The following is a 21,240-nucleotide window of genomic DNA, read 5'->3' as shown; positions in this document are numbered from 1 at the left end:
GCACTCGGCGTCGCGTCACCGGGTGCAGGCCCCTCGATCGTCCGCCCGGGAGACCCATGCGCCCCCGAATGTCCTCTCTCCGAGCTGCCCTGCCACGGCTGGCCTCCGCTCCGCCCCTCGCTCTGGCCGGCGGTGCGCTGACCATCGGTGTCGGTGGGCTGTACCTCGCCGGGCTGCTGCTGACGGGCGGGGAGATCGAAGCGGACACCACGGTGCGCGGTGTGGACATCGGCGGCCTGAGCCGGGCCGAGGCCGTCCGGAAGCTGGAGGAGCACCTGGGGGCGGCCGGCTCGCGGGAACTGGCCGTGAAGGTCGGGGGCCGCCGGGGCGTGGTCGACCCGCGGCAAGCCGGAATCGCCTTCGACGTCGAGCGGACCGTGGACCGGGCGGTGCGGACCGGCAGCGATCCCCTCAGCGTGATCGGCGGACTGTTCCGCTCGGGCGGTGCCATCGAGCCGGTCGTCCGCGTCGACGAGGACAAGGCCCGCGCGGCCCTCGCAAAGGTGGCGAAGACACTCGGTCAGAAGGTCCGCGACGGCTCCGTCACCTTCGAGGACGGCCAGGTCGAGCAGGTCTTGCCACGCCGGGGGTACGCGCTCGACGTGGACGCCGCGGTCGGCACCCTGCGCACCTCCTTCCTGCGGGCCGGCGGCGGCTCGGTCACGACCCTGCCCGCCCGCGAGACCAAGCCCAAGGTCACGGCCGACGAGGTACGACGGGCCGTGCGCGAGTTCGCGCGGCCGGCCATGTCGGCGCCCGTCACGCTCACCGCGGGCGGCAAGCGGTTCACCATCAGCCCGAAGGTCCTCGGGAAACACCTCACGATGCGGCCGGACGACGCCGGCAGGTTGAAACCGAGACTCGACGCCAAGGGACTGCGCGCCGCCCCGGCAGTGGCCCGGCCCCTGGCCGCGATCACCACCGAGGCAGAGAACGCCAGGCTGGGGCTCCACGGCGACGAGGTCGTGGTGACCGCCGACGCCAGACCCGGCCAGGAGATCACCGACAAGGCGCTGGGCAGGACGGTGCTGCCGCTGCTCACCAGGCCGGGCGCCGACCGCGCCGGCGAGGTGGCCGTCCGGCGGATCCAGCCCGAGGTGACCCGCGAGAACGCCGCGCGGCTGGGGCTGACGGAGAAGATGTCGTCCTTCACCGTGAACTTCGAGCCGGCCCCGTACCGCACCAAGAACATCGGCCGGGCCGTGGAACTGATCAACGGCTCCGTCGTCGCGCCGGGCGAGACCTGGAGCTTCAACCGGACCGTCGGCGAGCGGACCGAGGCCAACGGCTTCGTCGAGGGCGTCATGATCCTCAACGACCAGTTCACGAAGGCGCCCGGTGGCGGTGTCTCCGCCGTCGCCACGGCCGTGTTCAACGCGATGTTCTTCGCCGGAGTCAAGCCCATGGAGTACGGGGCGCACTCCTTCTACATCGAGCGCTACCCGGAGGGCCGTGAGGCGACCGTCGCCTGGGGCAGCCTGGACCTGCGGTTCACCAACGACTCCGGCAACTCCCTCTACATCCAGGCCCGTTCCACCGACACCTCCGTGACCGTCACCTTCCTCGGCACCAGGAAGTACGACGAGATCAAGTCGGTCACGGGGCCGCGCACCCACGTCAAGGAGCCGGCGAAGAAGGTGAGCACCGACAAGAGGTGCGTGCCGCAGACCCCGCTCGAGGGCTTCGACGTCACCGTGGAGCGGGTCTTCTACGACGAGGGCCGCGAAGTGAAGCGCGAGCCGTTCCGCACCCGCTACACCCCGCGTGACGAGATCACCTGCGAGTGACCCCCCCCGCGGCAGACCGTGCGCACCAGGTCCGCGGCGGCCCCGACGACCAGATGGTGTCGCGGGAGGCGAGGACCAGCGCCGCCGGCGCGGTGCGTCACGTGCCTGCCGCGCCTCGACCCCGCCGCGAGGCGAAGCGCTGCGGGGCGAAGGGGCGTGCCGTGCGGGCGGCTGCGGAAGCGTGCCGTCCTCCCTTGACCTGCCGGAGATGAGCTCCGCCGTCACCGGCGCCAGGGTCACCCCGAGCATGCTGTGCCCGCTCGCGACCAGCACGTTGTCCTTGCCCGGCAGCGGCCCGACGACCGGCAGCCCGTCGGGTGTCATCGGACGCAGCCCCGTCCAGCCGCGCGGCCGCGACGCCGTCGGGAAGCCCGGCAGGTACGTGCGGGCGGAGCGGGCGATGCCGCGCAACCGGTGCGGGTCGACGGTGGCGTCGAAGCTGCCGAACTCCATCGTCCCGGCGAACCGCAGCCGGTGCGACAGCGGTGTCACGGCCACCTTCGCCTCGCCGAGATACACCGAGTGCCGCAGGGTCACCGAGCCGCTGGTGTCGTCGCACCCGTACCCCGTGCCGGGCTGGATGGGCAGTGGGAACCCGGCCAGCCGCGCCGGCGGGCCGGTGTGCGCTCCCGCCGCGAGGACGAACAGGTCGGCGCGGATCTCCTCCGCTCCGGCGACGACCGAGGTCGCCGTGCGGCCGCGGGAGCGGATGCCGGTGACCCGGCGATCTCGGCGCTCCGGACGGCCGACTCCGCGTCGGTCGCCGTGGCCGGTTCCACCCCGGCAGTTCGGGTTCGAGTGCCTCGACGAGGGACTGGGCACGCCGCGGGTCGGTGTCCACCACGGTCAGGCGGCGCAACGGCCGGACCATGTGCACGGCGCGCACCTGGTCGGGGGCCCGTCCGCCGGCCCTGATGAGGGTCAGCCGGCCGGCCTGGGGCGGAGCGAGGAGATCGGTGGCGACGCCGACCGCCGCGCCGGTGCGCAGCCCCGTCCCCCCGGCGTCCGCGATCAGGTTGTCCAGACGTCCGGTCTCGCTCCAGGTCACGATGCCCGAGATCGCGGGGCGCCGCGCGAAGGTCAGGCTCACCGTCCTGAACATGGCGGACGCGGTCGACCGGTGGTGCACCAGGAACTGCCCGTCCCGCAGCGCGGTCCGGGTGGGCATCTCGAACTGTCCGCCGGCCAGATCGACGAAGCCGCGCCGTACGGCCTACATCGCCTCGCTCATGGTCACGGCCTCGCGGATCTCCCGCTCCCCGACGGTGATCGTCGCCGCGGTCACGATCCTGGCCGTGGCCTCGCTCTCGGGCTGTTCGGGCGGTTCGTCCCCGGCGGCCGTCAGCGCCGACTGCAAGCCCAAGCACCGGTTCAAGACGCTGAAGAAGGGCACGCTCACCGTGGTGAGCTTCGACTTCCCGCCGTTCAGCAAGATCCAGGGGAACAACCTCACGGGCATCGACGGGGAGATCGTCCAGGCGACCGCGAAGATGGAGTGCCTCACCCTGTCCGTCCAGCCCGCCGGCGCCGCCGCGGTCATTCCCACCGCGCAGGCAGGACGGGCCGCCCTGGCGGCCGGAGACTGGTACCGCACCGCGGAGCGGGCGAAGGTGGTCGACCTGTCCGATCCGCTCTATCTGGACGAGATGGCCCTCGTGTCGGAGCAGGGCGTGAACTCCATCCCGGATCTGAAGTCGAAGGGGCTCACGGTCGGCACGACGGAAGGCTTCCCGTGGGTCTCCGACCTCAAGGACCACCTCGGCGGCAAGCTGAAGACCTACGCCTCACCCGTCAACCGCTACCAGGACCTCGCGGGCGCCTCGACGTGTGTGTCGACAGCTACGGCTCGGCCGTGTACACGACCAAGGGCCGGAAGCTGAAGGTCGAGGCGGCCAAGCCGTTCGACGAGGTCTCCGCTTCCGTCGAGGCCGCCCAGTCCACCTTCCCGATGCCGAAGGGACGCCAGACCATGGTGAAGGCGATCAACGAGGACATCGCGGTCCTGCGCAGCAGTGGCGAACTCGCGAAGATCCTGACCGCCAACGGCCTGAAGGCCGACGCGGCCGAGGCCGGTGACCCGCGCCTGATCAAATGACACAGGATCCGGGGCGACTCTCAAACGGCAGCCGGAGAGGGGGCGGATTCTCCGGCTGCCGACGCCCGGACGTGGCGCCGAGGGCGCGCCACGGCCCGCCCGGCACCCGGCCTGTCCACGTATTCTTCGACGGTGGCTGACACCGAGCGCATGCGCCTTCCCGACATGCCGCTGCACGATCCGTTCGTCGTCGCCGACGACAGGACCCGCACCTACCACCTCTACACGTCCAACGACCCTTCCGTATCGGGCGTGGAGGGCACCGGCACGATGGTCTACCGCAGCCACGACCTGCTCGACTGGACACGCCCCGTCGTGGTGTTCCGGGCCGCCGAGCAGCGCGGCATGTGGGCGACCGACGGCGGGTGGGCGCCGGAGGTGCACGCATGGGGCGGCAGGTACTACCTGTTCACCACGCTGCACGACGAGGACAGGCCGCTGCCCCTGCCGCCCCCGAACCCGTGGGGCGTGCCGTTCCAGGTCCCGACGTACCGGCGCGGCACGGTCACGGCCGTGTCCGACTCGCTGCTGGGCCCCTTCACCGTCGTCGACCCCTCACGCCCCACGCCGCCCGAGCACCTGATGACCCTCGACGGCACGCTCCACGTCGACCCGTCCGGGCAGCCCTGGATGGTGTACGCGCACGAGTGGCTCCAGACCATCGACGGAACCATCGAGGCGGTCCCGCTCGCCGCGGACCTGACCCGGACCGTCGGAGACCCGGTGTTCCTGTTCAAGGCCTCGGACGCGGCGTGGATCAGCGAGCAGATCCCCGGCGGCGTACCGAACCAGCTCCCGCCCTATGTCACCGACGGCCCGCAGCTGTACCGCACACCCGACGGGTCCCTGCTGATGCTGTGGTCGACGTACGAGAAGGACGTGGCGGGCGACGACGGCACGATCAGCGGCCGCTATGTGCAGACCTGGGCCGTCTCCAGGTCCGGAGACCTCACCGGGCCCTGGCAGCAGCACCGGCCGCTGGTCCGGGACGACAGCGGTCACGGCATGCTGTTCCACACCTTCGACGGTCGGCTGATGATGATCCTGCACCGCCCCTTCGACAACGCGCGGGGCAAGCTGTACGAGATGCGGCTCGACGGGCACGAGCTGCGGGTGCTCCGTCAGCGGACCGACCTCGACGGGGGCGGGTGACACCGCCTACGACACCACCGGGCGCTCACGGGAGGCACGGGCTCACGCCGCGACGAGATCGGCCCACCGGGTGACCCCGCCGGAGTGGACGCGGATGCCGTACCGGGTCGCCAGGGCGCGGACGATGCCCTCACCCCGGCCGTGCTCGTCCGGGTCGATGCCCGCGGGCGGCTGCCCCTCAGGACGCGCGGGGCCCGCGTCGGTGACCTCGACGCGCAGGGTGCCGGGGCCCTCGCCCCGGCTGTACGACAGCCGCAGCTCCGCCGGAGGCAGGGCGTGGACGATCGCGTTGGTCAGCAGCTCCGACACCACCAGCAGGGAGTCCTCGACGATCTCCGGGTGCACGTTCCAGTCGGCGAGCACCGCCCTGGCCCGTCGGCGCACGGCCGAGACGGCACCGGCGACGTGCGGCAGCGGTCCGATGTGCTCGACCGCCTCGCGTAGCACCGCGTTGAGCTGTACCGCCATGTTTCTGCAACTCCTCCGGTGAGCGCTGCCGGCCGGACGCCGGGCCTCAGCGCGCGTTTGCCGGGGCCACGCTGCACGTTAGGGACGCGCGCGAGGCCGGTCAACGAATCCCGGTCGGCATTACCGAACAGCGGCGTTCATCGGCGGTGAGAGGACCCGCACCAGGTACGCGAACCAGCCATGGCGGTACTAGGCTCGCATCATGGCAGGCCCTGTCCAGTCGATCGAACGGGCGGCGGCGATACTGCGTCTGCTCGCGGGTGGACCCCGCCGACTCGGGCTCGGCGAGGTGGCGGCCTCCCTCGGGCTGGCGAAGGGCACCGCCCACGGCATTCTGCGGACCCTACAGCACGTGGACTTCGTGGAGCAGGACGAGGCGACGGGGAAGTACCAGCTAGGGGCCGCCCTGCTGCATCTCGGCACCAGCTACCTCGACGTCAACGAACTGCGGTCGCGCTCCATCAACTGGGCCGACGCCCTGGCCGCCCGCAGTGGGGAAGCGGTCAGGCTGGGCACGCCCCTGGAGGGCAGGGTCCTCGTCGTCCACCACGTGTTCCGGCCGGACGACACGCTGCAGACCCTGGACGTCGGCTCGCTGCTGCCGCTGCACGCCTCCTCGCTCGGCAAGGTGCTGCTGGCCTTCGGGACCGCGCCCGTCGAGTCGGCTCTGGAGACCGGGCTGGAGGCGTACACCCGGCACACCCTAGTCGTCCCCGAGCACCTCAACCGGGCGCTCGCCGAGGTCAGGGAACTCGGGTGGGCCGCCGAGGTACAGGAGATGAGCATGGGCGAAGCGGGCGTCGCCGCGCCGATCCGGGGGCACGGCGGCCTCGTGGTGGGCGCCATCGGGATGTCCGGCCCCATCGAGAGGATATGCGACAGCCAGGGGCATCCCCGGCCGACCCTGATCACTCTGCTCCGTGAGGCCGCACGGGCGATCTCGAGAGACCTGGGCGCGGCGCGCTGGTGATCCCACCGCGGTAGCCCTGCCGCCCCCCGACACATCGGAAGGCAGACCCGGTCATGGTTGCACGGTACGTAATGTCCATCGATCAGGGCACCAACTCCACCCGATGCATCCTGTTCGACCACCAGGGGCGTCTGGTCTCCGTCGCCCAGCGGGAACACCAGCAGCACTTCCCCCGGCCCGGATGGGTGGAGCACGACGCCCTGGAGATCTGGCGCAACCTGCGGCGCGTCGTGCCCGAGGCGCTGTCCGCCGCCCGGGTCGGTGTCGAGGAGGTCGCCGCCGTCGGTCTGGCCAACCAGCGGGAGACCACCGTCCTGTGGGACCGGCGGACCGGCGCCCCGCTGGGCCGGGCGATCGTCTGGCAGGACACCCGCACGGCACCGCTCGTCGAGGAACTCAGACACCGCCCCGGCGACGACTTCTTCCTCGACCGGTGCAGCCTGCCCCCGTCCACCTACTTCTCCGCGCTGCGCATCCGCTGGCTGTTCGACCACGTTCCCGGGCTGGAGCAGCGCGCCAAGGACGGCGAGGTGCTGTTCGGCACGATGGAGAGCTGGCTGATCTGGAACCTCACCGGGGGCGCGGACGGCGGACTGCACATCACCGACGCGACCAACGCCAGCCGCACCATGCTGATGAACATCCGCTCGCTGACCTGGGACGAGGAGCTCCTGGCGTTCTTCGGAGTGCCCCGGCCGATGCTGCCGGAGATCCGGTCCTCGGCCGAGCGTTACGGCGAGGCCCGCTCGGTGCTGCCCGGCGTGCCCCTCACGGCCGCGCTCGGCGACCAGCAGGCCGCCCTGTTCGGCCAGACCTGCTTCTCGCCGGGTGAGGTGAAGTGCACCTACGGCACGGGCAGCTTCCTGCTCCTCAACACCGGCACCGAGGTCGTACGGTCCCGGCACGGGCTGCTGACGACCGTGGCCTACAAGATCGGCGACCGGCCCCCGGCCTACGCCCTGGAGGGTTCGATCGCGGTCACCGGCTCACTGGTCCAGTGGTTCCGTGACCGGCTGGGACTCATCAGCAGCGCGGCGGAGATCGAGACGCTCGCGCGGACGGTGGAGGACAACGGCGGCTGCTACGTCGTCCCCGCCTTCTCGGGGCTGTTCGCACCCCACTGGCGCAGCGACGCCCGCGGTGTCATCGTCGGCCTCACCTCGTACATCACCAAGGGACACCTCGCCCGAGCCGTGCTGGAGGCCACCGGCTGGCAGACGCGGGAGGTCGTCGACGCCATGAACGCCGACTTCTCGGTGCCTCTCAAGCAGCTCAAGGTGGACGGCGGGATGACGGCGGACAACCTGCTCATGCAGTTCGTGGCAGATGTGCTCGACGTGCCTGTGGTGCGGCCCATGGTCGCCGAGACGGTCTCCCTCGGCGCCGCCTACGCCGCCGGGCTCGCCATCGGCTACTGGTCGGACCTGGAGGTGCTGCGCCGCCACTGGCACCGGGCCGCCCAGTGGCTGCCGGACATGGACCCCGAGCGCAGGGAGTCGGAGTACGACAACTGGCAGAGAGCCGTCGAGCGGTCGCTGGGGTGGATCAGACCACCGAAACCGCGCTGACCGGCGCCGGGCGGCCTGGGCCGACGCGACGGCACTGCGGCGGACAGGGGGAACCCCGGCGCTCCGCCCGGCGGACCGGGGCGGGGCCTGACCGCCCTGGCGCCGCCGTCTTCCTGCCCTGACCATCGGGGTGTCGCTGTCTTCCTGCCCTGGCCAGGCGGGGGCCGCTGTCTTCCCGCCCTTACCGTTGAGCTGCCGCTGTCTTCCTGCCCTGACCGTCGAGGCACCGTTGTCTTGCTGCCCTGGTCGACGGACGCCGTCGTCTTCCTGCGCTGATCGGCGGGCGCCGTCGTCCTCCTGCCCCTGACCGCCGGGCCGCCGTCGTCTTCCCGCCCGCCCCTGAGCGGCGGGCGCGGTACCGGTGTGCCGCCGCGGAGGGGCGAGGGAACCGTGCGGCCGTGAGCGCTGGATACGGGTTTCGCCCGGTGGATACCCGGAGCCCGCGGGCGCGACCCTCACACGCGTCCCGGTGAGGAGCGAGGGAGAGGGCCATGGGACGGACAAGGGCGCGGAGAGAGCCGGAGCGGGCCGGGCGGCTGCGGGCGGTCGCCGACGAGGTGTTCGGCTGGGAAAACCTGCTGCCCGAGCAGCTCACCGCCATGGAATGGGTCGTGGGGGGCGAGGACACGCTCGTCGTCATGCCCACCGGATCCGGCAAGTCCGCCGTGTACCAGGTGCCCGCCCTGCTGCTGTCCGGGCCCGTCGTGGTGGTGTCGCCGCTGCTGGCTCTCCAGCGGGACCAGATCGCCGGTCTGCCCGACGGCGACCGCGCGCCCGGTGCCGTCGCCGTCAACTCCGACCTCGGCGCCGCGCAGACGGAGGACGCCTGGAACGCGGTGCTGCGGGGCGACGCCCGACTCCTGTACCTGTCGCCGGAGCAACTGACCAAGGACGAGGTGGTGGAGCGGCTGGCCGAGGCGCGTCCCGCCCTGTTCGTGGTGGACGAGGCCCAGTGCGTGTCGTCCTGGGGCCACGACTTCCGCCCCGACTACCTGCGCCTGGAACAGGCGGTGCGCCGCGTCGGACGACCCCCGGTCCTGGCCCTGACCGCGACCGCTGCCCCGCCGGTGCGCAAGGAGATCACCGAACGGCTGGGCATGCGCCGGCCACGGCTGATGGTCACCGGCTTCGACCGGCCGAACATCAGGCTGGAGGTCCGCCGCTTCCAGGACGACACCGACCGGCGCGTGTCCGTCGTCGAGCGGGCCGCCGCCGAACCCAAGCCGGGCATCGTCTACGCGGCGACCCGCAAGGACACCGAGCACTACGCCGGGGAACTGGCCTCCCTCGGACTGGCCGCCGAGGCCTACCACGCCGGACTGCGCGCCGCCGAACGCGCCCGCATCCACGACGCCTTCCTCTCCGGCGCGGCCGACGTCGTGGTGGCGACCTCCGCGTTCGGCATGGGCATCGACAAGGAGGACGTACGGTTCGTCCTGCACGCGTCGCTGCCGGGCTCCCTGGACGCGTACTACCAGGAGATCGGCCGCTGCGGCCGGGACGGGCGACCTGCCCTCGCCGTCCTGCACTACCGGCCGCAGGACACGGGGATGCACACCTACTTCGCCGGCCGCACACCGGGCCGTGACACCCTGTCCGAGGTGGCCGGCGCCGTCCACGACCACCGCCGGGACCCCGCCGACCTGGACGAACTGCGCGAGGACACCGGCCTGTCCAGGAACCGCGTCACCGCCGCGGTGAACCTGCTGGAGGAGGCCGACGCCGTCGCCACGGGGGAGGACGGCGAGGTACGCCCGGCCCCCGGTGTGTCTCCCGGCGAGGCGGCCGAACAGGCCGCGCGGGCCGCGCAGGCGCACCGCCGGACCGACCGGTCGCGGGTGGAGATGGCCCGGGCGTACGCCGAGACGACCGGCTGCAGACGGCGTTTCCTGCTCGGCTACTTCGGGGAGCAGTACGAGGCGCCCTGCGGCAACTGCGACAGCTGCGACGAGGAGGACACCGGGAACGGGGGCCGGGAGGAACCCGCCCACCCGGCGGCGGCCTCGTACCCGGTGGGAACCGAGGTGCGGCACGAGCGGTGGGGTGAGGGGACGGTGCTCAGCGAGGACCAGGACCGCATCACCGTGCTGTTCGAGCAGGCCGGTTACCGCACGCTGGCCCTGGAGGCGGTGGCCGGGCGCGACGGCCTGCTCACGGTCCTGCGCAGACCGGGCGAGGACGGCCGGGCCACCTGACGCGAGACCGTATCCCGCCCGCACCGGGCTGCCGGGTCGGCCACCGGGACCGAACCAGCACCAGCGCGCCACCGCGACCGACGCGGGCGGGCTCCGCGTCCTCGGCACCTGCCTCACCGCCGCCAACGACGGCACCACCCGGGCACCGGCCGGTCGCCGCACCTGCACCGCGCCGACGAGCACGCCGGCGGGTCACCCGCGTGCGGGCCGCCACCGCCACCGCCGCCGCACTCGCCCCGGTCCGCACCGAGACCGACCCACTGGCGGGACCAGTGCGCGCGGCGGCCGTTGCGGAGCGCGGGGCGCCGCACGAGCCGCCGCCCAAGCGGGGGGAGTCGGCGTCCGGTTGCAGTGGCCATGACCAGGGCGGACCATGGAAGCAGCCCCTCCGGACGCGACCGCCGTCTCCCTCCGCCACGCGCAGAGCGCGCCAGCACAGCGCATCGGGAGTCCTCATGGACCGAGCGGATCTCGCGACGGTGTTCTACGGGGAGGGACCCGTCCCCGTCCTGTGGGCCACCGACTGTCCCGTCCACTTCGACGTGTGGCTGGCGTTCGCCCAACCGTCGGCGCCCGCCGCGCCGGAACAGCGCGACACGGACGCGCGGGACACCCGCCGGCAGGATCTGATCTTCGCGATCCGCGAGGAGTACGGCATGGAGCGGGTGCTGGAGCGTTTCCAGAGCCGCGGGCTGATGGGGCAGTGCTGTCCGATCGCGGCCGGCAGCTTCGTCGCGGCACGGCTGACCCTGAAGGAACTCGTCGGTGACCTGCTGCCGCTGACCAGCATGGCCGGCGTGGTGCGCGTCGCCCACGAGATCGCCCGGGACGGCGGGGCGGAAGGCATCGAAGCGGCCCGCGAGGGACACATACGGACCCCTGCGACCAGCGAGATCCACGACAGCATGGAGCGCCGTCAGGAACGCGGCCGCCATCTCACCTGGTTCCTCAGGCTGCTGCACCGGGTCGTGGAGAGCGCGCGGCCGGACCTGGCCCGCGCCGGGGCGCCGGAGCGGGCCGTGGACGGCGTACTCGTCGACATGCTCGACGCCGTCGTCGTGGACACCGCCCCGGTGCGGGGCTCCCACCTGCCCACCGGGCGGTCGGTGGACCGCAGGCAGAAGTACCCGATCGTCTCCGTCACGACGAATCGGCGGGCCACCCGCGCGGTGGTGCGGTCCCGGCGGACGATCAAGGCCGACGCCGCGGAGCAGGTGTTCTCCGTAGACAGCGCCTCCATCGGCTGGGCCGTCGTCGACAGCGGCATCGACGCACGGCACCCCGCCTTCCACGACTGGGACACCACCGGATCGAAGCCCCGGAAACTGGAGTCGCGCATCGCCCGCTCCTTCGACTTCACCGGCGTACGGGCCAAGATCTCCGCCGACGTGCTCGTCAACGGACTCGTCAACTGGTCCGCCGCCCTGCCGACCGTCGAGACCACGCCCGCTCCCGGTGCGTCCGAGCGGCAGCCGGCCCACCCGCCGCCCGCCGACCAGCACGGCACCCACATCGCCGGCATCATCGGCGGATGGTGGCCGGACCTGGACTTCCGCGGCATCTGCCCGCGCATCCGGCTCTACGACTTCCGGGTCCTGGACGACCAGGGGCAGGGCGACGAATTCTCCATCGTCACCGCGCTCCAGGCGGTCCGGCACATCAACGAGACGGCGGGCCGGTTCGTCATCGCCGGGGTCAACATCAGCCTGTCCGTGCCGCACGACGTGGCCACCCACTCCACCGGGTGGACCCCCGTCTGCGTCGAGTGCGACCGCCTCACGCGGTCGGGCGTCGTGGTCGTCACCGCAGCCGGGAACGCCGGGTTCACCGGCACCGCACGCACCTTGGGCGCCGACTACCACTCCATCAGCATCTCCGACCCCGGCAACGCCGAGTCCGTCATCACCGTCGGCTCCACCCACCGCAGCAACCCGCACCGGCACGGCGTCAGTTACTTCTCCGGCCGGGGCCCCACCGGCGACGGCCGGTCCAAGCCCGACCTGGTCGCGCCGGGGGAGGACATCGACGGGCCCATCCCCGGCGAGGGCATCGCCGCCATGCACGGCACCAGCCAGGCGGCGGCCCACGTCAGCGGGGCGGCGGCCATGCTGCTGGCCCGCCACCGCGAACTGCTGGGCCGTCCCGAACGCGTGAAGGAGATCCTGTGCGCGACGGCGACCGACCTCGCCCGCGAGCGCGACTTCCAGGGTCATGGACTCGTCGACGTCCTGCGCGCCATGCAGTCCGTCTGACCACCCGCACAACCAGCCAGGCAGGCCGACATGTTCACCTTCGACTTCCTCGACGCCCGGCACGGCGACTGCTTCCTCGTCCACTGGGGAACACCCGCGGAGCGGGTCATGCTGGTCGACGGCGGACCCGGCGGCGTCTACAAGGCCACGCTCCGCGGCCGGCTGCGGCAACTCGGCGGTCCAGGCGGCGACGACCCGCCGCACCTCGACGTCGTGTGCCTGTCCCACGTGGACGACGACCACGCCGGCGGCCTGGTCCGGCTCTTCCGCGACATGCGGCAGGCCCAGCAGGACGGGGACGCCCTGCCGTACGCGGTGGACGCCCTGTGGTTCAACTCCGTGGAGGAACTCGTCGACCGGCGCGCCCCCGGGCTGAGCGCCTCCGTCCGGCCGCTCCTCGAACGCGCCGCCGCCGACGCGGCCGTCACCGCCAGCTACAACCAGGGACGCGACATCCGCAACGCGGCCACCGCGCTGCGCCTGGACGGCAACGCCCCGTTCGGCGGCCCCCTCACCGAGGGCGCCGAGGCCACCCTCGACGACCTGGACGTCACCGTCGTCGCGCCCGACGAGGCGGCGCTGGCCGAACTGGAGGAACGCTGGCGCAAGGCGAAACAGCGCGGCGACCCCGAGGTCATCACGGCGGCGTACGCCGACGAGTCGGTGCAGAACCTCTCCAGCATCGTCCTGCTGCTGCGCCACGGGGGCCGCACCGCGCTGCTCACCGGCGACGCGCGCGGCGACCACGTCCTGGCCGGGCTGCGCGAGCTGGGCCTGCTCGACGACGGCGAGCCGCTCCACGTCGACCTGCTCAAGCTCCCGCACCACGGCAGCGACCGCAACGTGGAGCCGGACTTCTTCGCGCAGGTGCGGGCCGACCACTACGTCATATCCGCCGACGGCGTCCGTCACCACCATCCGCACGAGGACACCCTGCGCTGGCTCGTCGAGTCCCGCGACCCCGACGACGAGTACGTCGTCCACCTGACCAACCACATCCCCTTCGCCGAGGAGACGCTGACGCGACTGCGCGAGGGACGCGCCTTCGACGTCGACGTCCGGGCCCCCACCGACCAGGCGCTCGTCATCACGATCGGAGACCGGCCATGACCTCCTCCCGGCACGCCCCCGCACCCCCGGCGACAGCGTCGGCGGCCACCGGCCCCGCCGTCGACCCGGCCTGGCTCGTGGACTCGCCGGCCGTCGGCACCGGCCTGGTGGCCCGCCCCTGCGGCGACACCCTCCGCCCGGCCGAACCGCCCGCCACCGCGCACCCGGTCGCACTCGCCCTGTCCGGCGGAGGCTTCCGCGCCACCCTCGCCGCGCTGGGCTTCGTCCGGCTGCTGGCCGACACCGGGCTGCTGCCGCGGCTGCGGTACTCCTCCTCCGTCTCCGGAGGGTCGGTCGCCAACGGCTGCCTCGCCGCCGCCTGGCCGGCGCTGCGGCGGGAGCACTTCGCTCCGCAGGCCGTCGACGACCTCGTCATCGCACCCCTCGTGGAACAGGTCTCCTCCCACTCCCTGAAGAAGGCCCTCCTCCGCGGCCTGTGGCGGACCGTCGGCCCCAGGACCCGCACGGACGTGCTGGCCGGACGCCTGGACGAGTGGTTCCTCCAGGAGATCGAACTGGAGCGGCTCGACCCCCAGGTGCGCTGGATCGTCAACGCCGCCAACCTGACCACCGGCGTCCGCTTCACCTTCGAACGCGACGTGTACGGCGACTACACCATCGGCCTGGCCCCCACGGCCGGAACGGGGCTGCGGCTGAGCCGCGCCGTGTCGGCCTCCGCCGCGGTACCCGGCGCCTTCCCGCCCGTCGTCCTGGACCCGTCCCCCTTCCCGTGCGCTACCCACCCCCCGGCCCTGCTCGACGGCGGCACCTACGACAACACCGGCCTGGAGGCCATCGACGGCGACCGCTACCGCCACACCTTCCTGTGCGCCCTCAACGCCGGGGGACTGCTGCGCCCCGGCGTGTACGGCCGCGTACCGGTCGTGCGCGACCTGGCCCGGGCCAACTCCCTGCTGTACCGGCAGAGCACCGCGCTGCGGACCCGGTCCGTCGTCGAGCGGTTCGAGCGCGCGAGGGCCGCCGGCCCGGACGGTGAACCGCCGCTCGGCGCCCGCCGGGGCGTCCTGGCCCAGCTCTCCACCGACTTCCCGGCCGACGGCCCGGACGCCCTGCGCCGCTGGCGTACGGCGTTCCCCGAACACCGTTCCTTCGACGGCCGGGACCTGGCGCTCGTGCCGACCGTGTTCGACCGCCTCGACGCGGGTCTGTGCCGCGCCCTGGTGTACCGCGGCTGGTGGCTCGGCGGCGCGTGCCTGGCCGTGTACCACCCCGAGGTGCTTCCGGACGACCTGACAGGACTGCGCCCACCGCGACGCTGACCGGCGCGGCCCCGGGAACGCGTCTCCTGCCCTAACCTGACCCGCATGAACGCACCGGGGGACGTGATCGACGGACGCTTCGAGCTGATCGAACGGCTCGGCAGCGGAGGCATGGGCACCGTGTGGCGGGCCCGGGACACCGTGCTGCACCGTGAGGTCGCGCTGAAGGCCGTACGCCCGGACGCGGAGGCGTCCGACGCCGTACGCGAACGGGTCATGCGCGAGGCGAGAGCGCTGGCCCGGCTCAGCGACCCGCATGTGGTGACGGTCCATCAGATCATCGAGGCCGATCCGCACCCGTGGATCGTGATGGAGCTGGTGCCCGGTGTGTCGCTCCAGCGGCGGCTGACGGACGGCCCGTTGACCCCCGTGGAGGCGGCACGCCTCGGCCGTCAGGTGCTCGCCGCCCTGCGTGCCGCGCACGCGGCCGGCATCCAGCACCGGGACGTCAAGCCCGCCAACGTCCTGCTCCGCCCCGACGGCACCGCCGTCCTCACCGACTTCGGCATCGCCGCCCTCCAGGGCGCCACCGCGCTGACGGTCACCGGCGAACTCGTCGGCTCGCCGGAGTACATGGCGCCCGAGCGGATCCGCGGCCACGACGACGACCCGGCGTCCGACCTGTGGTCGCTCGGGCTGGTCCTGTACGTGTGTGTGGAGGGCGTGAGCCCGCTGCGCCGCCCGACCACGCTCGCGACCCTGGCCGCCGTCCTCGACGACCCGGTCCCGCCCCCCGTGCGCTCCGGCCCGCTCGCCCCCGTCCTGCAGTCGCTCCTCGTACGCGACCCGGCGGCCCGCCCCGGCGCCGCGCACCTGGACGCCCTGCTGGCGCAGGTGGAGTCCGGCACCGCACCGCACTGGGCGCAGCCGACGGTGACGGCCGCACCCGTCCCGGCGCCGACGCCCGTACCCGCACCGGCGCCCGATCCAGCGGCGACGCCCGCGCTGCCGGGCGGAGCGCCGCCCGGGCGGTCGCCCCGCCGCCTCGCGCCGGTCCTGGTCGCCGCGACCGTGGCCCTGGCCGTCGTCGCCGCCACGGTTCTCGTCCTCGCCCTGCTCGCACCCGACGACGGCAAGAAGACCGTCGGGGCCCGGGGCGGTGCCACCGCGAGCACCTCCTCCGCCCCGGCCGCCCGGACCCCGTCCCCCGGCCCGTCGCCGAAACGGACCCCCGGCCCGGCGTCCACACCCCGCAAAACCGCGTCATCGGCGCCGACCGGGCAGGAGCCGCGCTCCGCCCCGCCCGGGGACGGGCGTTGGATCGCCCAGCTCCACTCCGAAGCCGTCTCCTCCGGCACCGCGGCCCGCGACCGCAGTCTCGCCCGGATCCGCGCGTCCGTGCCCGAGGCGGTCGTCCTGCGCAGCGACGACTACGCCTCCCTCCGCCCGGGCTACTGGGTGATCCACGCGCCGGGCCCGTTCGCCGACGGCCGAGCGGCGCTCGCCTTCTGCGCCGAGCGCGGCCGCACGACGCCCAACGCCTGCATCGGCCGCTATCTGAGCACCAGCCCCGCGGACTTCGCCCTCCAGTGCCGCCCGCCCGCCACCGCCCCGAAGGGCCGCTGCACCCGCGGCACGTAGCCGTCGGCCCGCACGATGTGTCGGCCGGCCGATGTGTCGGCCGCGCGCTGCGCCTGACGCGCGACGGCACCCGTGCGGCGGCACGGCCCGTCAACGCGCAACGCCGCCGGTTCGGCGCCCACGGTGCGTCTACCGCGCGGCGGCCCGTCAGCCGCGCGGCGCCCATCGACCGCGCGGCGGTCGGCCGGAGTCGTCGCGCGGCCCCCGGGTGACGGGAGGCGGGGCCGTGGTGGCCCGCGGGATGACATGGGTGGGCAGGACGATGTGCCGCTCGCGGTCAACTTCCGTGTCGTTGACGAGCGCCAGGGCGAGTTCCCCGGCCGTGCGGCCGACGTCCGACGGTGACTGGGCCACCGTGGTCAGGTCGAACCACTCGGCCGACGGCTGGTCGTCGAAGCCGAGGACGGACATCTGCCCGGGCACCTCGATCCCCGTCGCGCGCAGGGTCCAGATGACGGCGACGGCGATCTCGTCCTGCTCGGCGAAGACGGCGGTGGGCGGCTCGCGCAGGCTCAGCAGCCTGCCGACCGCCTCGGCGGCGCCCCGCTTGTCGCCGGCCGGGGTGGCGACCACCAGGTCGTCGTCCAGGGGCACGCCCGCTTCGGTGAGCGCCTGCCGGTAGCCGAGCAGCCGTTCGTGGGAGCTGAACGAGAAGCCCCTGGCGCTCACGCTCTGCACGAAGGCGATCCGCCGGTGGCCGAGATGAAGCAGGTGCCGGGTGCCACGCAGGGCCCCGGCCACGTCGTCGACGTAGACGCTCGGGCGTCCGGCGACGTGCTGGCTGACGTAGATGACCGGCATGCCCAGGTTGTCCAGCCGGGCGGTCTCCTCGTCGGTGAGGTCGAAGGAGAACACCAGCAGCGCGTCGGCGTTCCGGCGGGCCGGCAGCCGCTCGAAGAACGAGGTGCGCTCGGCCAGATCCGGGATCACATAGACCGTCAGTTCCATGCCCGCGGACCGCAGCAGGGGCGCCAGGCCCGACAGCGCCGAGCCCATGAACCACGAGCCGAGCGTGGGCACGAGCACCGCGACGCTGCCGGTCCGGCCCGTGACGAGACTGGCCGCCTGCCGCGAGACCGCGAAGTGCAGTTCCCGGGCGGCCTGTTCGACACGGGCACGCACTTCGGGCGAGACGGTGGACAGGCCGCGCAGCGTGCGCGAGACGGTGGAGGTCGAAACCCCGGCCCGTTCGGCGACATCGGCCATGGTCGGGTGCCGTTGAGCGGGTGGCATGAGCCGGACGGTAGCACAGGCACATCAGCGCGAGCGGCTGATGGTGCAAGCGTTGTCTCACCATCTTCTTGCCTTCTTACCACGCGGTGGTGCATTGACTTCGCCGACGTGACGCTCCTAGCGTGCAAACGTTGTCCCGACAGACTTCAAGCAGCTCCGGAAGAGCGCTCTTTCAGGGGTCTGGCCTGCGGTTTTTATCAGCCCTATGCCGTGACAACGCAATCTCATGACCAGAGGCATTCCATTCCGGGGGACAGCCACGACTTCGGTTCCGCACGACCAGGAGAGACCGTGAAGACCAGCACCGCCAGAGCCCTTCAGTGTTCCGCAGCGCTCACCGCCGCCGGACTCCTCCTCACCGCCTGCGGCTCGTCCGGCGGCAGCGGCTCCGCGCAGGCCGCGACGACGTCGTTCAAGGGCCGCGGCCCCATCACCTATGTGGCCGGCAAGGACACCACCGGCACCGTGCAGACGATCATCAACCGCTGGAACAAGCTGCACCCGAAGGAGAAGGTCACCTTCATCCAACTGCCGACGGACGCCGACTCACAGCGCCAGCAGATGATCCAGAACGCGGAGACGAAGTCCGACGCCTACACGGTGCTCGCCACCGACGTCGTCTGGACCTCCGAGTTCGCCGCCCACCAGTGGATCGACCCGCTGCCCGCGAACCAGTTCCCGCTGGACAAGATGCTCAAGCCGGTGGTGCAGACGGGCCAGTACCGGGGCAAGTTCTACGCCGTCCCGGCCAGCTCCAACGGCGGCCTGTTGTTCTACCGCAGCGACCTGCTGAAGAAGGCCGGCATCACCCGGCCCCCCACCACCTGGGCGCAGATGACGGCCGACTGCGCCAAGGTGAAGAAGCTGCCCGAGGCCAAGGGCATGTCCTGCTACGCCGGCCAGTTCCAGAAGTACGAGGGCCTGACGGTGAACTTCTCCGAGGCCGTGAACTCCGCGGGAGGTCAGGTCACCGACGCCAACGGCAAGCCCGACGTCGACACCCCGCAGGCCAAGAAGGGCCTGGACTTCCTCGTCGACTCCTTCAAGGACGGCACGATCCCCAAGGAGGCCATCACCTACCAGGAGGAGGACGGCCGGCAGGCCTTCCAGTCCGGGAAGCTCGTCTTCCTGAACAACTGGCCGTACGTGTACTCCCTGGCGCAGAAGAGCGGCATCGCCGGCAAGTTCGCGGTCGCGCCGCTGCCCGGACTGAACGGGCCCGGCACCTCCAGCCTGGGCGGTTCCAACCTGGCCCTGTCGCACTTCGCCAAGAACAAGGCCACCGCCCTGGACTTCATGAAGTTCTTCACCGACGAGGAGAGCGCGAGCTACTTCCTCAAGAACGCCTCCCTCGCCCCGCCGTACGCGTCCCTGTACGACAACGCGGCGCTGGACAAGCGGTACCCGTACCTGCCGGACCTCAAGGCGTCCATCACACACGCCGTGCCGCGCCCGCGCGTCGTGCAGTACGGCGATGTGACGTCCGCGATCCAGCAGGAGGCGTACGCCGCGCTGACCGGTAAGAAGAGCAGCGCGCAGGCGCTGAAGGACCTGCAGGCGGACCTGCGCAAGCTGACGGCCCAGTGAGGACGCGGGTCATGACCGACATCGAGATCCCGCCCGAAACCGCCGCGCCCCGACCCGGGACGGCCCGCACGCGGCAGCCCTCGGCGCCGCCGAAGCGCCACCGTGCGCGGGCGGCGGCCCGGGCCACCGGGGGCACCGGACGGCTGGCGGCACTGCTGGTCTCCCCGACGCTGCTGGTGCTGACGATCGTCGTGATCTACCCGACGATCATGGCCCTCGACGAGTCGCTGTACGGCCCGAAGGGCCTGGACCCCAAGACCGGGTTCATCTCCACCACCGAGCCGTTCGTGGGGCTGAAGAACTACACCGACATCTTCACCCAGGCCGGCGACCGGTTCTGGAACGCCTTCTGGAACACCACGCTGTTCACCGTCGTCACCGTCTCGCTGGAGACGGTGATCGGCGTGGCCATGGCACTCATCATGCACCGGGCGTTCCGGGGCCGGGCCCTGGTGCGGGCCAGCATCCTGGTGCCCTGGGCGATTCCCACGGCCATCTCCGGCCTGCTGTGGAAGTGGATCTTCAACGCCGACGGCATCGCCAATGTGCTGATAGGCCATCAGGTCCTGTGGACGGCCGACGGGTTGTCGGCGAAGTTCGCCGTCATCATCGCCGACGTGTGGAAGACCGCTCCCTTCATCGGGCTGCTGGTCCTGGCGGGCCTCCAGGTCATCCCGAAGGAGGTCCACGAGGCGGCCCGTATCGACGGGGCAGGGGCCTGGGCCCGGTTCTGGCACATCACCGTGCCCCTGGTGAAGCCCGCGCTGCTGGTGGCGGTCCTGTTCCGGTGCCTGGACGCGCTGCGGATGTTCGACCTGCCGTACATCCTCATCGGCGCGCAGAAGGGCTCGGTGGAGACCCTGTCGATGCTCGCGCAGAACGAGGCCTCCAACGTCCGCTTCGGACCGGCCTCCGCCTACGCGGTGCTGCTCTTCCTCTACGTCTTCCTCATCGCGCTGGCCTTCGTCCGACTGCTCGGCGCTGACCTCGTCGGCGACCTCGGCGCGACGAGCGGGCGCACGGGCGGGCGCACGGGCGGGCGCACGGGCGGCAGCAGACGGCGGCTCACCGCGCCGCGCCGGGCGGAGGTTGCGGCATGACCCTCACCGCCAGGTGGCGCCGGTGGCTGCCGTACGTCGGCATCGCCGCCGTGGTGGCGTACTGCCTCGCCCCGTTCTACTGGATGCTGGTCTCCAGCCTGCGCCGCTCCACCGACATCTTCAGCACCTCGCTGCTGCCCTCCCCGGTGTCGTTCGAGAACTACCGGTCGGTGTTCAGCCCCGCCCAGGGATTCACGCGCGCGCTGCTCAACAGCCTGATCGTCGCCGGGACCACCACCGCCCTGTCGCTGCTGCTGGCCACGTTCACCGCGTACGCGATGGCCCGGCTGGACTTCCGCTTCAAGCGGCTGATCCTGACACTGATCATCGCGACCTCGATGTTCCCGGTCGTGTCGATCGTCGTGCCGCTGCTGAAACTGTTCACCGACATCGGCTGGATCAACACCTACCAGGCCATGATCGTGCCGAGCATGTCGTTCACCCTGCCGCTCGCGGTGTGGAACCTGACGACGTTCTTCCGGCAGATGCCCGACGAGCTGGAACACGCCGCCATGGTCGACGGCTGCACCCGCGGACAGGCCTTCCGCAAGGTCATCGTCCCGCTCGCCGCGCCCGGCCTGTTCACCACCGCGATCATCACCTTCATCGCCGCCTGGAACGAGTTCCTCATCGCCCTGTCGATGACCAACAAGCCCGGCATGCAGACCGCGACGGTCGCCATCTCGAAGTTCTCCGGCGCCACCACCTACCAGACCCCGTTCGGCAGCCAGATGGCGGCGGGCGTCGTCGTCACCGTCCCGCTCGTGGTCATGGTGCTGCTCTTCCAGCGCCGCATCGTCGCCGGACTCACCGCCGGCGCGGCGAAGTAGACACCCAGACTCGCAGACTCCCGAAGGACCGG

The 21,240-nt window shown here is 72.2% G+C and carries 16 protein-coding genes and 2 pseudogenes; 14 read left to right on the top strand and 4 right to left on the bottom strand.

Features of this window, described 5'->3' with window-relative positions:
* Nucleotides 1–68: 68 nt before the first annotated feature.
* On the top strand, nucleotides 69–1,787 hold the full coding sequence (locus ACFPZJ_RS05460) for a VanW family protein (RefSeq protein ID WP_381017969.1): 1,719 nt from the start codon (nucleotides 69–71) through the stop codon (nucleotides 1,785–1,787).
* A gap of 264 nt (nucleotides 1,788–2,051) precedes the next feature.
* On the opposite strand, the pseudogene ACFPZJ_RS05455 reads toward ACFPZJ_RS05460, so the two are convergent.
* Both ACFPZJ_RS05455 and ACFPZJ_RS05450 read right to left on the bottom strand, forming a co-directional pair.
* Nucleotides 2,052–2,609 (bottom strand): annotated as a pseudogene (locus ACFPZJ_RS05455) (NAD(P)/FAD-dependent oxidoreductase); the annotation flags it as partial.
* A gap of 34 nt (nucleotides 2,610–2,643) precedes the next feature.
* Nucleotides 2,644–2,835: pseudogene (locus ACFPZJ_RS05450) on the bottom strand (ornithine cyclodeaminase family protein); the annotation flags it as partial.
* Between ACFPZJ_RS05450 and ACFPZJ_RS05445 the strand changes: the two are divergent.
* From ACFPZJ_RS05445 to ACFPZJ_RS05435, 3 genes are all read left to right on the top strand, one after another.
* Nucleotides 2,744–3,667, top strand: a complete 924-nt coding sequence (locus tag ACFPZJ_RS05445; protein WP_381017966.1) for a substrate-binding periplasmic protein — start codon at nucleotides 2,744–2,746, stop codon at nucleotides 3,665–3,667. The pseudogene ACFPZJ_RS05450 and the gene ACFPZJ_RS05445 sit on opposite strands and share 92 nt — an antisense overlap.
* Entirely contained in the window at nucleotides 3,640–3,882 is a 243-nt protein-coding gene (locus ACFPZJ_RS05440) for a type 2 periplasmic-binding domain-containing protein (protein ID WP_381017964.1), read from the top strand. The genes ACFPZJ_RS05445 and ACFPZJ_RS05440 overlap by 28 nt, the downstream gene beginning before the upstream one ends.
* A gap of 150 nt (nucleotides 3,883–4,032) precedes the next feature.
* Nucleotides 4,033–5,034, top strand: coding sequence for a glycoside hydrolase family 43 protein (locus tag ACFPZJ_RS05435; RefSeq protein WP_381018971.1), 1,002 nt, complete (start codon nucleotides 4,033–4,035; stop codon nucleotides 5,032–5,034).
* 42 nt (nucleotides 5,035–5,076) lie between these two features.
* Here the strand turns inward: ACFPZJ_RS05435 and ACFPZJ_RS05430 are convergent, their stop codons facing one another.
* Nucleotides 5,077–5,502, bottom strand: a complete 426-nt coding sequence (locus tag ACFPZJ_RS05430; RefSeq protein WP_381017961.1) for an ATP-binding protein — start codon at nucleotides 5,500–5,502, stop codon at nucleotides 5,077–5,079.
* A gap of 202 nt (nucleotides 5,503–5,704) precedes the next feature.
* Here ACFPZJ_RS05430 and ACFPZJ_RS05425 point away from each other — a divergent pair, with 202 nt between their 5' ends.
* The 7 genes from ACFPZJ_RS05425 to ACFPZJ_RS05395 all read left to right on the top strand — a co-directional run bounded on the left by ACFPZJ_RS05425 (nucleotide 5,705) and on the right by ACFPZJ_RS05395 (nucleotide 16,458).
* A complete protein-coding gene (locus ACFPZJ_RS05425) occupies nucleotides 5,705–6,472 on the top strand; it encodes an IclR family transcriptional regulator (RefSeq protein WP_381017959.1) in 768 nt (255 codons plus the stop codon).
* Nucleotides 6,473–6,525: 53 nt separating this feature from the next.
* Nucleotides 6,526–8,040: a glycerol kinase GlpK gene (gene glpK / locus ACFPZJ_RS05420; protein ID WP_381017956.1), complete on the top strand. Its 1,515-nt coding sequence runs from the start codon at nucleotides 6,526–6,528 to the stop codon at nucleotides 8,038–8,040.
* Between the two features lie 491 nt (nucleotides 8,041–8,531).
* Complete coding sequence (locus ACFPZJ_RS05415; RefSeq protein ID WP_381017953.1) at nucleotides 8,532–10,235, top strand: RecQ family ATP-dependent DNA helicase; 1,704 nt, start codon at nucleotides 8,532–8,534, stop codon at nucleotides 10,233–10,235.
* Between the two features lie 455 nt (nucleotides 10,236–10,690).
* Nucleotides 10,691–12,487 (top strand): S8 family serine peptidase, encoded by a 1,797-nt coding sequence (locus ACFPZJ_RS05410; protein ID WP_381017952.1) that lies wholly within the window; start codon nucleotides 10,691–10,693, stop codon nucleotides 12,485–12,487.
* A 30-nt stretch (nucleotides 12,488–12,517) separates the two neighbouring features.
* Nucleotides 12,518–13,597, top strand: a complete 1,080-nt coding sequence (locus tag ACFPZJ_RS05405) for a ComEC/Rec2 family competence protein (RefSeq protein ID WP_381017949.1) — start codon at nucleotides 12,518–12,520, stop codon at nucleotides 13,595–13,597.
* Nucleotides 13,594–14,877 (top strand): patatin-like phospholipase family protein, encoded by a 1,284-nt coding sequence (locus tag ACFPZJ_RS05400; protein WP_381017947.1) that lies wholly within the window; start codon nucleotides 13,594–13,596, stop codon nucleotides 14,875–14,877. Before ACFPZJ_RS05405 ends, ACFPZJ_RS05400 begins: the two co-directional genes overlap by 4 nt.
* A 45-nt stretch (nucleotides 14,878–14,922) precedes the next feature.
* Entirely contained in the window at nucleotides 14,923–16,458 is a 1,536-nt protein-coding gene (locus ACFPZJ_RS05395; RefSeq protein ID WP_381017946.1) for a serine/threonine-protein kinase, read from the top strand.
* Between the two features lie 147 nt (nucleotides 16,459–16,605).
* Here ACFPZJ_RS05395 and ACFPZJ_RS05390 read toward each other — a convergent pair whose 3' ends face one another.
* Complete coding sequence (locus ACFPZJ_RS05390) at nucleotides 16,606–17,664, bottom strand: LacI family DNA-binding transcriptional regulator (protein ID WP_381018969.1); 1,059 nt, start codon at nucleotides 17,662–17,664, stop codon at nucleotides 16,606–16,608.
* Between the two features lie 318 nt (nucleotides 17,665–17,982).
* On the opposite strand from ACFPZJ_RS05390, the gene ACFPZJ_RS05385 reads away from it, so the two are divergent.
* From ACFPZJ_RS05385 to ACFPZJ_RS05375, 3 genes are read left to right on the top strand one after another with little or no spacing between them, the layout of a single operon-like run.
* Nucleotides 17,983–19,278 carry an ABC transporter substrate-binding protein gene (locus ACFPZJ_RS05385; protein ID WP_381017943.1) on the top strand — a complete coding sequence of 432 codons (1,296 nt, stop codon included), beginning with the start codon at nucleotides 17,983–17,985 and terminating at the stop codon, nucleotides 19,276–19,278.
* Between the two features lie 11 nt (nucleotides 19,279–19,289).
* Complete coding sequence (locus ACFPZJ_RS05380; RefSeq protein WP_381017941.1) at nucleotides 19,290–20,378, top strand: carbohydrate ABC transporter permease; 1,089 nt, start codon at nucleotides 19,290–19,292, stop codon at nucleotides 20,376–20,378.
* The gene (locus ACFPZJ_RS05375; RefSeq protein ID WP_381017938.1) at nucleotides 20,375–21,208 is read left to right on the top strand and encodes a carbohydrate ABC transporter permease; all 834 of its coding nucleotides are present in this window, start codon (nucleotides 20,375–20,377) and stop codon (nucleotides 21,206–21,208) included. Before ACFPZJ_RS05380 ends, ACFPZJ_RS05375 begins: the two co-directional genes overlap by 4 nt.
* The last annotated feature ends 32 nt before the right edge of the window (nucleotides 21,209–21,240 follow it).

It is taken from the genome of Streptomyces bullii, assembly GCF_042657145.1.
In the GTDB taxonomy this organism is placed as follows: domain Bacteria; phylum Actinomycetota; class Actinomycetes; order Streptomycetales; family Streptomycetaceae; genus Streptomyces; species Streptomyces bullii.
The sequence above is the reverse complement of the archived record's forward strand: the minus strand, read 5'-3'. Positions and strand labels throughout refer to the sequence as shown.